Source organism: Halomonas sp. 707D4, from assembly GCF_024158685.1.
Lineage (GTDB): Bacteria > Pseudomonadota > Gammaproteobacteria > Pseudomonadales > Halomonadaceae > Vreelandella.
Map to the genome: position 1 here is coordinate 1 of NZ_JAMZBD010000030.1, position 12,972 is coordinate 12,972.

Annotated in this window: 11 protein-coding genes; 5 read left to right on the forward strand and 6 right to left on the reverse strand. The window is 66.2% G+C overall.

Annotated features, from left to right (window positions below):
- Positions 1 to 1,491, reverse strand: a 1,491-nt coding sequence (locus BIS11_RS02505) for a methyl-accepting chemotaxis protein (RefSeq protein ID WP_253585708.1), incomplete at its 3' end; no start/stop codon positions are given.
- Positions 1,492 to 1,695: 204 nt separating this feature from the next.
- On the opposite strand from BIS11_RS02505, the gene BIS11_RS02510 reads away from it, so the two are divergent.
- The 5 genes from BIS11_RS02510 (at position 1,696) to BIS11_RS02530 (ending at position 7,000) form a co-directional block, all read left to right on the forward strand.
- A complete protein-coding gene (locus BIS11_RS02510) occupies positions 1,696 to 3,396 on the forward strand; it encodes a SulP family inorganic anion transporter (RefSeq protein WP_253418334.1) in 1,701 nt (566 codons plus the stop codon).
- 127 nt (positions 3,397 to 3,523) lie between these two features.
- A complete protein-coding gene (locus BIS11_RS02515) occupies positions 3,524 to 4,636 on the forward strand; it encodes an ABC transporter permease (RefSeq protein WP_253418290.1) in 1,113 nt (370 codons plus the stop codon).
- Entirely contained in the window at positions 4,633 to 5,433 is an 801-nt protein-coding gene (locus BIS11_RS02520; protein WP_253418288.1) for an ATP-binding cassette domain-containing protein, read from the forward strand. The genes BIS11_RS02515 and BIS11_RS02520 overlap by 4 nt, the downstream gene beginning before the upstream one ends.
- Positions 5,434 to 5,441: 8 nt before the next feature.
- The gene (locus BIS11_RS02525) at positions 5,442 to 6,383 is read left to right on the forward strand and encodes an MlaD family protein (RefSeq protein WP_253418286.1); all 942 of its coding nucleotides are present in this window, start codon (positions 5,442 to 5,444) and stop codon (positions 6,381 to 6,383) included.
- Entirely contained in the window at positions 6,380 to 7,000 is a 621-nt protein-coding gene (locus BIS11_RS02530) for an ABC-type transport auxiliary lipoprotein family protein (protein ID WP_253418283.1), read from the forward strand. The genes BIS11_RS02525 and BIS11_RS02530 overlap by 4 nt, the downstream gene beginning before the upstream one ends.
- Here the strand turns inward: BIS11_RS02530 and BIS11_RS02535 are convergent.
- From BIS11_RS02535 to BIS11_RS02555, 5 genes are all read right to left on the reverse strand, one after another.
- Positions 6,997 to 8,820: a phosphotransferase gene (locus BIS11_RS02535; protein WP_253418280.1), complete on the reverse strand. Its 1,824-nt coding sequence runs from the start codon at positions 8,818 to 8,820 to the stop codon at positions 6,997 to 6,999. The genes BIS11_RS02530 and BIS11_RS02535 overlap by 4 nt on opposite strands.
- A gap of 24 nt (positions 8,821 to 8,844) precedes the next feature.
- Positions 8,845 to 10,080 carry a 2-oxo acid dehydrogenase subunit E2 gene (locus BIS11_RS02540; protein ID WP_253418277.1) on the reverse strand — a complete coding sequence of 412 codons (1,236 nt, stop codon included), beginning with the start codon at positions 10,078 to 10,080 and terminating at the stop codon, positions 8,845 to 8,847.
- 18 nt (positions 10,081 to 10,098) lie between these two features.
- On the reverse strand, positions 10,099 to 11,076 hold the full coding sequence (locus tag BIS11_RS02545; protein ID WP_253418274.1) for an alpha-ketoacid dehydrogenase subunit beta: 978 nt from the start codon (positions 11,074 to 11,076) through the stop codon (positions 10,099 to 10,101).
- 1 nt (position 11,077) lies between these two features.
- On the reverse strand, positions 11,078 to 12,280 hold the full coding sequence (locus BIS11_RS02550; protein ID WP_253418271.1) for a thiamine pyrophosphate-dependent dehydrogenase E1 component subunit alpha: 1,203 nt from the start codon (positions 12,278 to 12,280) through the stop codon (positions 11,078 to 11,080).
- A gap of 143 nt (positions 12,281 to 12,423) precedes the next feature.
- On the reverse strand, positions 12,424 to 12,972 hold a 549-nt coding region (locus BIS11_RS02555), incomplete at its 5' end, for an ABC transporter permease (protein WP_253585709.1).

The following is a 12,972-nucleotide window of genomic DNA, read 5'->3' on the forward strand; positions in this document are numbered from 1 at the left end:
GTGCATCACCTCGCCGGTGTCGCGCTTGTAGGTCTGCAGCAGCAGCGCCTGGGTATGGGCGCCGCAGCGACTGCCCGTCGCGTCGTCGAAGATGCGCTTGCTGCGACAGTACGCCAGGTCGTGCTTGAGATCGCCGGTCGGCGCTCGGCTCACGGCCTGGTTGTGGGTCGGCACGTAGCCATTGCGATCGCAGGCGATCGCGTAGGCGAGCGACAGCTTCTCGAGCAGGGGCTCCTGAAGCGCGGGGAAGTTTTGATCGGTGAACGCGTCGAATCCGGTACGGTAAAGCGGCGGCTTTGTACCCGCGATGAGCAAATACTCGGGGTGAAACAGCGCTTGGCGTGACAGCTCGCCCTCGCTGATGGCCCTCTCGAACAGCGCCTGGAGCCGATTCGCGGTTTCACGCGCGGCCTTGTACACCGCCTGGTGACGCCCCTCGAGGCGCTGCTGGGCGAGCTCGCCATCCGTGCCTTCGGCCGCTTCCATCAGATCCCGTGCCCGAAAGGCGAGATCGTGCATCCGGTGATGGCCCTCGTCCACGTCCTGTTCGAGACGAACGAGAACCGCGCTGACGGTCTGGCTATGAGCTTGGGTGCTGACCATGGCCTCGGCGACGCCGCCGATCTCGCGGTTCACCTCGTCGAATTCCCGGGTGATCGTCGAAAGTCCTTCACCCACCGCGCGCATGCCGGTGGCGCGCTCGCCGATACGGGTCATCAGATCCGTCATGGTCGCCATCACCTCGTGAGCGCTTCTGTGCATGTCACCGACCAGCGCCTCCACGCTCGCCGTCGCCTGCGACGTCTTCTGCGCCAGGCTTCGCACTTCGCCGGCCACCACCGCGAAGCCGCGCCCGTACTCCCCGGCCCGCGCTGCCTCGATCGAGGCGTTGAGCGACAGCAGGTGCGTCTGTTCGGCGATCTCGTCGATCACCGAGGTGACGTTGCGCACCCGGTCGATATGCTCGTTGAGCGACGCAAGAAGCGCCAGCGCCTCGCCGGAGCGCTGGGCCACGCCGTTCATCTCATCGACGATGTCGGCAAGGCTTGCGTGGTTCTGGTGGCTGGAGTGCCTGGCCCGCTCGGCCAGCGCCGCGACCTGAGTGGCGCTGGCGCTGACCTGGGTGATCGCGGTGGTCACTGCGGCCATGCTGGCGGTGGCTTCCCGAGTGCTGCACTTCTGATCCTGCAGGCGCCGATCCATGGCATCGGCGTGGTGCGATACCTCGGCGGAGGCGATCGCCGTGCGGCTTGCCCGCTCCATCAAGCGGTAGGCCATGGCCTTGAGCGAGGCGTAATCGGCAAGCGACTTGAACTTAGGCAATGGGCTTTCGATGCCAACGTTTTCGTAGATCTTGCGGTAAAAGTGGGCGCACGCGAGCGACCCGGCCAGGAAGGCCAGGCCCACCGCCGAATACACCCAGCCACTCGCTACCAGGACCAAGCAAGCCGCCATCAATGCCAGGGGCACCAGAATCGTCAATCGCCACATGGCATGCACCTTTATTGTCGTGTCGTTGGTGAAACGCGTGTTGCAAGCACGGGTCGCCAGGCAAGATTACCGCGTCGCGCCCGACGAGCAAGTTGCACTTTGGACGAAGGACGGGCGTTATTTTCGACCGGACACGCTAAGGCTTGCGTGAACGCGCTAGTATAGGGCGTGCGACCCCTTCTCGAACGCCGACGTCTGGACACCATGTTGAAGCACTACTTTCCCATCCTCGCCTGGCTACCCCACTACCACCGTCGGCTGCTCGGCGCCGATGCGCTGGCCGGGCTGATCGTCACCATCATGGTGATTCCCCAGTCGCTGGCCTACGCGCTGCTGGCGGGCCTGCCCGCCGTGGTGGGGCTCTACGCGAGCATCCTGCCCCAGCTTCTGTACACCTTGATGGGCACCAGCCAGACGCTGGCCGTGGGGCCGGTGGCGATCATCGCGCTGATGACCGGTGCGGCGCTGAGTGCGGTGGCCGAGCCGGGCTCGGCGCTCTACCTGGAAGCGGCACTGGTGCTGTCGTTGCTCTCCGGGTTGATGCTGGTCGGTATGGGGCTTGCGCGGATGGGGTTCTTCAGCAATTTCCTGAGCCATCCGGTCATCTCCGGTTTCCTGACGGCGTCAGGCATCCTGATCGCGGCGAGCCAGCTCGGAAGCCTTCTGGGCATCGACAGCAGCGGCTTCACCCTGGTCGAACGAGTCATGACGCTGGTGCCGAACCTGGCCTCGATCAACGTCTATACCCTCGCGATCGGCGCAGGCACGCTGCTCTTTCTGGTCGGCATGCGCCGCTTCGGCAAGCGTTCGTTCATCCGCCTCGGCCTGCCCGCAGGGCTTGCGGATCTTCTGACCAAGGCAGGGCCGGTCTTCGCCGTGATCGTGACCACACTCGCCTGCTGGCACTTCCAGCTGACGAACCAGGGCGTGGCCGTGGTGGGCGACATTCCCGCCGGGCTCCCCGCCTTGAGCTTGCCGTCCTTCGATGGCGCGCTCTGGAAGGCGCTTTTGATACCCGCGCTGCTGATCAGCTTGGTGGGCTTCGTCGAGTCCGTTTCCATGGGGCAGATGCTCGCCGCCAAGCGGCGCCAGCGCATCGCGCCGAACCAGGAGCTGGTGGGCCTGGGTGCCGCCAACCTGGCGGCGGGGGTGACCAGCGGCATGCCGGTGACCGGCGGGCTTTCGCGCACGGTGATCAACTTCGATGCCGGCGCCCAGACGCCGGCGGCCGGCGCCTTCGCAGCACTCGGCATTGCACTCGTCACGCTGGCCTTCACCGGCTGGCTCCATTACCTGCCCATCGCCACCCTGGCGGCCACCATCACGGTGGCGATTCTCACCCTGGTGGACATCGCCATGCTGCGCCAGACCTGGCGCTACTCGCGCAGCGACTTCGCGGCCATGGCTCTGACCATCGTGCTCACCCTGGTGGAGGGGGTCGAAGCAGGCATCATCGGCGGCGTGACGCTGTCACTTGCGCTGTTTCTCTACCGCACCAGTCGCCCCCACAGCGCGCTGGTCGGTCGCGTGCCGGACACCGAACACTTTCGCAACGTCGAGCGCCACGATGTCGAGGCACCCAAAAACGCGGCCCTGCTGCGCATCGACGAAAGCCTCTACTTCGCCAACGCGCGCTATCTCGAGGACACCGTCTACAACCTGGTCGCGAGCCGCCCGGAGATCGAACACGTGGTGCTGATCTGCTCGGCGGTCAATCTCATCGACGCCTCGGCACTCGAGAGTCTCGACGCCATCAATGCGCGCCTGAAGGACTCCCGGGTCAAGCTGCACCTTTCGGAAGTCAAGGGGCCGGTCATGGACCGCCTCAAGCAGAGCGATTTTCTCGATGCGCTCACCGGACGCGTCTTCCTGAGCACCTACGCCGCCTGGCGCGAATTTCAGTAGGCGCTATTCTTTCGTCACGGCATGAAAAGCAGCAGTAAACTTTTACCAACGACCGTTTGAATGCATTATGGAGTAGCCGCGAAACGATCGCGGTAGCATGGTCGATGAAATGCCACAGGGAGCGGGAATGCCGAAGGAGTGGGTAACACGCAAAGGCGAGTCGCTTTCGCTCACCGGGGAGTGGACGCTCGAGCACTATGCCGAGCTCAAGAAAGCGCTGGCAGGCTACGCCGGCGAGCGCGACCTCGAGGTGTCGCTCGAGGCGTTCGAGCGGCTGGATACCGCCGGTGCTGCGCTGATCGTCGACCTGGTGGGGGTCGAGCGTGCCCAGGCAATCGGTGACTGGGCAACGCAGCTTCCCCACGCACAGCAGGCGCTGATCAAGCGCATCGCCGAGGCGATGGAGGGCTCCCTCACCCCGGACACCGCCACCCCGAACCGCCTCACCCTAGTACTTGCGAACATCGGCGAGCACATGGAGGGGCTCTGGCATCAGCAGCGCCAGCTTCTGGGTTTCGTCGGTCTGGTGCTGGCCACCCTTGTGCCGGTCATGATCGCGCCCCGGCGCTGGCGCCTGACGGCGACCGTCGCCCATATTCAGCAGAGCGGCCTCAACGCGGTGCCGATCGTCATTCTGCTCACCTTCATGGTCGGCGCAGTGGTGGCGTTTCTGGGCGCGACGGTGCTCGAGGACTTCGGCGCCACGGTCTACACCATCGACCTGGTGGCGTTCTCGTTTCTGCGTGAATTCGGCGTGCTGCTGGCGGCCATCCTGCTCGCCGGGCGTACCGCCAGCGCCTTCACCGCCCAGCTCGGGGCGATGAAATCCAACGAGGAGATCGACGCGCTCAAGGCCTTCGGGCTCGACCCCATCGAGCTTCTGGTACTGCCGCGGGTGATGGCGATGCTGGTCAGCCTGCCGCTGCTGGCCTTCATCGGCATGCTGAGCGGCCTGCTGGGCGGGGCGATGGTCGCCACGCTGTCGCTGGACATCTCGCTTGGCCAGTTCATGACCACGCTGCAAAAGGACGTTTCGGTCACCCACTTTCTGGTCGGCCTCGCCAAGGCACCGGTCTTCGCCTTCGTGATCGCGGTGATCGGCTGCCTCGAGGGCTTCAAGGTGGCGGGAAGCGCCCAGTCCGTGGGCGCCCACACCACCTCGAGCGTGGTGCAGTCGATCTTCATGGTGATCCTGATCGACGCGCTGGCGGCGCTGTTCTTCATGGAGATGGGCTGGTGAGCGGGCGCGAGGATTCACGCGATTGCGGCGAGCCGGTCATCGAGGTACGCGGGCTGGTCAACCGCTTCGGCGATCACGTGGTGCACGAGAACCTCGACCTGACCCTGGCCAAGGGCGAGATCCTCGGCGTGGTGGGCGGTTCAGGCACCGGCAAGTCGGTGCTGCTGCGCAGCATCGTGGGCCTTCAACGGCCCAGCCAAGGGGATATCGAGGTGCTCGGCACCAACCTCACGACTCTAAGCGACACCGAGCGCAGCCGGGTGGAGCGCCGATTCGGCGTGCTGTTCCAGCAGGGGGCACTGTTCAGCTCGCTGAATCTTCAGGAGAACGTGGCACTGCCCTTGATTGAGCATGCGGGGCTTGCCCGTGACGATGCTGAGTATCTGGCGCGGATCAAGCTGTCGCTGGTCGGGCTGTCGCCGGAGGCGGCGCTGCAGTCGCCGGATTCGCTCTCCGGCGGCATGATCAAGCGCGCCGCCCTCGCCCGGGCACTCGCGCTGGACCCGGACATCCTGTTTCTCGACGAGCCCACCGCCGGGCTCGACCCGATCGGCGCGGCGGCCTTCGATCAGTTGATCAAGACACTGCGCGACGCGCTCGGCTTCAGCGTCTTTCTGGTCACGCATGACCTGGACACGCTTCATGCCGCCTGCGACCGGGTAGCGGTGCTGTCGCAAAAGCGCGTCCTGGTGGCGGACACCCTCGACAAGGTCGCCCGGACCGACGACGAGTGGGTGCAGGAGTACTTCAACGGGCCACGAGGCCGAGCCGCCGCCTCTTCATCGGACAGGGAGTAGACCAACACATGGAAACCCGTGCACATCACGTTCTCATCGGCCTTTTCACCCTGCTCACCGGCGCCGGCGCCCTGCTTTTCGCACTGTGGATGAGCCAGGCCGCCGGCGATCACGACGACCGCCCCTACCGCATTCTCTTCGAGCGCAGTGTGAGCGGACTTAGCGAGGGCAGCGCCGTACAGTACAACGGCATCGAAGTGGGTGAGGTCACCGAGCTGACCCTCGACCCGCGCGACCCGCGCCGGGTGATCGTCGACATTCGCGTTCAAGAGGACACCCCGATCAAGACCGACACCCGGGCGAAACTCTCCTTCGCCAGCATCACCGGCAGCCTGTCGGTGCAGCTCGAAGGCGGCGAGCCGGATAGCCCCTTGCTTTCGGCAGATGACGATGACGAGGTCCCTTTCATCCGGGCCGAACCTTCGCCGATCGCCACCCTGATGGATCAAGGTGAAGAGATGATCCAGAACGTCAACGCCGTGCTCGAGAACGTCAACGCGCTGTTCACCGACGACAACCGCGAACAGGCCGGCAACATCCTGACCGACATCGCCGAGATCACCGACATGATCGCCTCCCAGCGCGCTGCCCTCGACGAGAACATGGCGCTGTTCGGCGACGTGTCGCGCCAGGCCACCGCCACGCTTGCCAACATCGAGACCTTGAGCCAGGAAGCCACCCAGCTTCTGCAGCAGGATGGCCGACAGGTGATGGCCAGCGCCCGGAGCGCCAGCCAGGACGTCGCCGATGCCGCCCGGCGCATCGAGCAGTTGGTCGATGACAACGCCGCCGCAGTGCAAAGTACGCTCGCCAGCACCCAGGACATCGCCCCGGCACTGGCCGCCCTGCGCGCCACGCTCACCACCCTCGATCGCATCACCCGCGACATCGAGGAAAACCCGACCGACTTTTTGCTGGGTCGGGACCGCGTAGAGGAGTTTCGCCCATGAAGACCCGTTCGCTCGCAACCGTGGCCCTGGCTCTCGGCCTTAGCGGCTGCTCGATCCTGCCCGAAAGCGACCCGGCCACGCTCTATCGCCTGCCCGAGGCCCGGCTTTCGTCGGCCGCGAGCAATCCCGTGCTTGCCGGCAAGCGCCTGGGTGTCGCCACGCCCGAGGCCGGCCACCTGATCGGCAGCAACCGTATCGTGGTGTTTCCAGAGCGCAACGTGGTCAACGTCTACGAAGGGGCGCGCTGGCATCAGGACGCCCCTGAACTGATCCAGTCGCGCCTGGTCGACGCCCTGCAGCGAAGCGGGCTGTTCGAGAGCGTCGGCGTGGATCGACTGCCGTCGGACCTGGTGCTGCTCGGCGAACTGCGCCACTTCCAGAGCGAGTACGACCGCACGCCGCCGGTGGCCCACGTACAGCTCGACGTGCAGTTGACCGGCCCGAACCGCGAACCGCTGGCGAGCCAGACCTTCGAGGCCCGCGCGCGGGCGCAAAGCGTCGAGATTCCCGAGGTGGTAAACGCCTTCGGCGCGGCGAGCGACACGCTCACCGACGAGCTGATCACCTGGCTCGCCACTCTTGCGCTGCCAACGCTCACTTCGAGAATCGACGACTAGCGCGCGCGCGGGTTACGCGGGTAGAAGCGCTCGGGCTGGCGCTCGAGATGGGTGAAAAAACGGGTATCCTTGTAGGGCATCTTCATGAACCCGGATACCCCGAGCCCCTCGATCAGCCCCACCGCCGCGAGAATCGCATCGAGCAGCGCGCGAAACGTCGTTTCCTGCGCGGGGTCGAGCAGCCGGTAATAGCTGTGCAGCTTCAGGTGTCGCGGGTGGGCCTCGAAGATGATCATGCCGGTATGGTGAATCTCGTTGAGGCGCGTGAGCAGCGCCATGATCGCGTCCGGCAGCACCAGGAGTTCCTCCGGGTCCGGGCCATCCTCGAAGTAGCTGTGCAGCCGGGTGCGGTTCTCCTCCGGGGTGGCGCTGACCTCGAACCGGATATGGGTACCGGGAACCGGCGCAAAGCGTTCGTGCTCGTCACCGCGCTCCATGTGCAGGGTCTGGCGGGCATCGAACAGGCAGCTCTTGAACACCCCCTGGCGGTGGATCGCCCGGGCCAGGTGAACCATGTTGTTCACCGCCTGCACGAAGGCCGCCTTGAAACGGGTATCGTGCAGGTTGAGCGAGGAGTCGATATAGACCCCTTCCGCCTCCCAGCGAATCGCCAGCCCGCCGACCACCGGGTACCTGCCCAGCCGACTGACCGCCGCCAGAAAGGCCTTCTCGGTATCGCCCATGCCCTGCATGAACTGCCGGTAGTAGCGGTCGAGCTGCACGTCGTCGACCTTCTCAAGCGCCTGCTCAACCTGCGCCTCGCGCAGGAACGCCTTGCGCGAGCTGTAGACCACGGTATCGATCTCCACCCCTGCCGGGCGCAGCCAGACCGGTACCAGCGCCACCGGCGGCGCCTCGGGCAGCGTCACCATGACCATCTTCGCCATCGCCGGCATGGCCTTGAGAAAGTAGTCCCCCGCCGCGCGGCGGCGCGCCGGGTCGGCGTCGAGCATGGCGTCGAGGGTACGGGCGAACTCCAGCGGAAGCCCCAGCGAGCTGGCCGGAATGGCGCGCTGACCGAACCGGCAGGACTGGGCCGAGGCCAGCGCGTAGAGCGTGCCCGCCACGCCCTGCTCGTCGAAGCGCGGTGACGAGAGCGCGCCGTTCAACTGCTCCTCGCCGATGAAATAGACGTCGCCGAGTCGCGCGTTGGTGTGCTGGTGCTGGTTCGACATCAGCTCCATGACGTTGCTGCCCACCGGCTGCAGGTCCGCATCGAGCTGGGCGAAGACCGACGAGCCCCAGTCGATCAGCGCCACCGACTCGGTATCGGCATCGAACACCAGGTTCGACGGCTTGATGTCGCCGTGCACCAGCGGCCGCCCGTGCGGGCCCGTTTCCTGACGCAGGGCCAGCAGAAGCTCGGCGAGCTGGACGGCGATACGCACCACCCGCCGCGGCGCCAGACGCCCCTCGCGCAGCGAGATCTCCTCGAGGTTGAGCCCCGGGGCGCGCTCCATCACCAGAATCGACTGACCGCGAATGCGCTGGTAGGCGATCAGCTTGGGGATGCGCGGGTGGGCGAGCTGGTCGAGCATGAACGCCTCCTCCTCGAGACGCTCCTGAAGATGGGTGGGCAAGGTGATGCGCGAGAACTTGAAGACGTAGTGGGCGGGCGTGCCGCGAACGCTTGCCCGCCCGGCGAAGACGAAACCGTAGGCGCCCTTGCCGATCAGCTCGATGGCGTCGAAGCCGAGCTGCTCGAGCTCGGCCTGACACAGCGCCACCCAGTCCTTGAGCTTGCGCGCATCCCGGTGGGTGAGCAGGTAGACCGACTGCTCCTCGGGAATGTAGAACTGCTGGAGCGCCCCCTGGGACATCGTCCATCACCCTCCGAGAGCGGCCTAGCGCAGATGCAGAAGCATCGTCTCCGGCGCCTCGAGAAAGCCTTTCCAGGCGTTGCAGAAGCGCGCGATGGTGCCGCCGTCGATGAAACGGTGATCCCCCGCCCAGGTGATGGTCATGATCGCCCGCCGCTCGACGGCCCCCGCCGCGTCGAAGCGCGGCAGCCACTGGATCTTGCCGAGGGCGACGATGGCGGCTTCCGGCGCGTTGATGATCGGCGCGGCGTAGGTGCCGCCGAGGGCGCCGATGTTGGACACGGTGAGGGTGCCGCCCTTGAGGTCCGCCTGCTCCACCCGCCCTTCCCGAGCCGCCTGGGTGAGGCGGCCGATCTCGCCGGCAAGCTCGAAAAGCGTGAGCGCCTCGACGCCCTTGACGTTGGGCACCATCAGCCCCGCCCGGCCATCCACCGCCATGCCGATGTTGCAGGTACTCTGGTAATGCAGGTTCTCGCCGGCTTCGTCGAGGCGTGCGTTGACGATGGGCTCCACGTCGATGGCCAGCGCCAGCGCCTTCATGATGAAGGGCATCAGGGTGAGGCGCTCGCCGCTCGCCTCAATGGCGGGCTTGAGCCGCTCGCGCAGCGCCAGCAGCGCCGTGACGTCGATCTCGTCGCCGTAGTGGAAGTGGGGAATGGTGCTGACCGCGTGCACCATGCGCTTGGCCATCGCCGCGCGCACGCCGCGCAGCGGCTCGACCCGCTGTGCCTGGGGGGAAGGCGAGGCGGGCCTGGCCGGCGCCGGCTGCCCGCCTTCGAGATGCGCCAGCACGTCCTCCTTGAGCACGCGCCCCTCCTTGCCGCTGCCGGCGATGTCGCTCAAGCAGAGATCGTGCTCGCGCACCAGACGGCGTACCGCCGGGCTCGCCGGGGTCCTGTGGCCTGCACGAGAAGCCGGCGGGTTCGAGCGGGCCGGCGATGCGTCCTCGGTCGGCCGATCCGCTGCCCGGTGTTCCGGCGCCGGTTCCTGTGCGGGAGGCTCGCCCTGCATGTTCGCGGCATCGCCTTCGCCCCGGTAGGCGTAGAGCGGCGCGTGCACCTTGGCGATCTCGCCTTTCTGCACGTAGAGCTTCGTGACCACGCCGGCCTCGGGGGCGGTGATCTCGACCAGCGCCTTGTCGGTCATGACCTCGACCACCGGCTGATCCTCTTCGATGCGCTCTCCCTCCTGGACGCGCCACTCCACCACTTCGCACTCGACGATCCCTTCGCCGATGTCCGGCAGTACAAAATCACTCATTGTCAGTCTCCGGGGGCGCTAGAAATCGACGCTTTCGCGAATCGCGTCGAGGATTTTGAGGTGATCCGGCAGGTACTCCTTCTCGAGCACCAGGGGGAACGGCGTATCCAGCCCCGTCACCCGGCGAATGGGCGACTCGAGATACAGGAAGCAGCGCTCGGCGATGGTCGCCGCGATCTCGCCGGCGAAACCGCCGGTCAAGGGCGCTTCGTGGCTGACCACCAGCCGCCCGGTCTTGAGCACCGACTCGACCACGGTATCCGCGTCCCAGGGCAGCAGCGTGCGCAGATCGATCACCTCGCAGGCGATGCCCTGCTCCTCGGCGAGCTCGGCCGCCTTCTGGATCACCTCCATCTGCGCCCCCCACCCCACCAGGGTGATGTCGCCGCCCTCCTTGACGATTTCCGCCTCGCCAAGGGGGAGTTGGTAGTCGGTGTCCGGCACCTCGCCGGTGGCGGCGCGGTAGAGCCGCTTGGGCTCGAGAAACAGCACCGGGTCCGGATCGCGGATGGCGGCGAGCAAGAGCCCCTTGGCCTGATAGGGACTTCGCGGCACCACCACCTTGAGCCCCGGGGTATGGGTGAAGTAGGCCTCCGGCGACTGGGAGTGGTAGAGACCGCCGGCAATACCGCCGCCGTAGGGCGTGCGGATGGTCAAGCCCCCGACGTTGAACAGATCCCCGGAGCGGTAGCGGAACTTGGCGGTCTCGTTGACGATTTGATCGAAGGCCGGAAAGATGTAGTCGGCGAACTGGATCTCGGCCACCGGCACCGAGCCCTGGGCAGCCAGGCCGTTGGCGAAGCCGATGATGCCCTGCTCGACCAGGGGCGTGTTGAAGCAGCGCGCCTTGCCGTACTTCTCCTGAAGGTGGCTCGTGGCGCGAAACACTCCGCCGAAGACACCGACGTCCTCGCCGAAGCAGATCACCTTGTCGTCTTCCGCCATGGCGGTATCGAGGGCGCTGTTGATCGCCTGAAGTAGATTCATGGTCGGCATGTCAGGCGTCTCCCTCGGCGCTCGAGGTGGAAGAGATATCCAGATCCAGGGTCTTCGCCCCTTTGGGGTAGGCCTCGGGGTGGCGGCGGATATGGCGCTTGAGGTCATCGAACTGACGCTGGAGCGCCGGGGTGATGTCGGCGTAGACATCGCTGATCAGCGTGTCGAGCGAGGGCGCGGGGCGTTTCTCGGCGCGCTTCATGGTCTCGAGCACGTCACGGCGCAGCTGCTCCTCCTCGCTTGCCTGCTCGTCGTCGCTCCACCAGCCCTTGGCGGTGAGCCATTTGCGCAGCCGCAGCACCGGGTCCTTCAGGCGCCAGGTCTCTTCTTCGCTCTTGGCGCGATAGCCCGAGGGGTCGTCCGAGGAGGAGTGCGCGGCCAGGCGGTAGGACATCGCCTCGATGAGTACCGGCTGGTTCTGCTCCACGGCGATGCGCCGCGCCTGGCGGGTCGCCTCGAACACCGCCAGGGCATCGTTGCCGTCGACCCGGATGGCGTGCATGCGATAGCCGATCGCCCTGGGTGCGATGCCGTCGGCGGCGAACTGCTCGACCGCCGGCGTGGAGATGGCGTAGCCGTTGTTGCGACAGAAAAAGATCACCGGTACGCGGTGCACGGAGGCCATGTTGAGCGCGGCGTGAAAGTCCCCTTCCGAGGCCGCGCCCTCACCGAAGAAGGTGAGCGTGCACTGGCCGTCACCGGCGAGTTTCTGGCCGTAAGCGTAGCCGGTCGCCTGGGGGATCTGGGTCGCCAGCGGCGACGAGATGGTCATGTAGTGGAGCTTGCGCGAGCCGTAGTGAACCGGCATCTGGCGGCCCTTGCCGTAATCCAGGTCGTTGCCGAACAGCTGGTTCATGAACTCGTCGATGGTGAAGCCGCGATACATCAGCGCCCCCTGCTCGCGGTACTGCGCCATGATCATGTCGGCATCGTCGAGGGCAGCGGTGGCACCGACGATCGCCGCCTCCTCGCCGGTGCTCTGCATGTAGAAACTCAGCCGCCCCTGGCGCTGGGCGGCCATCATGCGCTCGTCGAGAAGCCTTGTAGCGAGCATCGCCCGGTACATGCGCCGGGCATGATCGCGCTCGAGCGGGGGTTCGACGGCGCCTTCATGAAGCGCCCCGTCGGGGTCGAGCAGGGCGAAGGTCGCCATGGAGAATTCGTCGCCGGTCATGAAACTCGGCTGATGGCAGTAGCGTGTCATGTTCTTGTCCTTGTTGACCCCTTTTGAGGGCAGTGTTGTCGGTGCCGACCGTTTTCGCCAGTGGATTCATCTGGCGAGGGTCAACGCAACACAAGGACAGTACCGCAGCGCAAACGCTTTAGGCATACCACTTAAGGCGGGGGTCAATCGGTCGGACGGTGGCTCAACCGCTGCTCGAGCAGATCGAACAGGCTGTCAACGGTGAGTGCCAGCAGCGCGATGAGCAGTGCCCCCTGGATCACGTAGGCCATGTTGGCGTTGATAATGCCGGCGATGATCGGGTCGCCCAGGTTGCTCGCGCCCACGGTGGCGCCCAGCGCGGCGGTGGCGATGTTGATGGTGATGGAGGTGCGCACGCCGGCGAGAATGACCGGTGCCGCCAGGGGGAGCTCTACCCGCCAGAGCCGTTGGCGCGGCGTCATGCCCATCGCGGTTGCCGCTTCCTTGAGGGCCGGGTCGACCCCGTCGAGGCCGGCCAGGGTATTGCGCAGGATGGGCAGCAGGCCGTAGAGCATCAGCGCGACGATGATCGCGGGCGTGCCGAAACCGAGCGCCGGTACCGCCAGCGCCAGTACCGCGACCGGTGGAAAGGTCTGGCCGATGGAGGCGAGCTGGCCCGCCAGGGGCAGAAAGTCCCGCCCGTACCGGCGGGTCACCGCGATGCCGGCGAATAGCCCCAGGCACACCGTGAC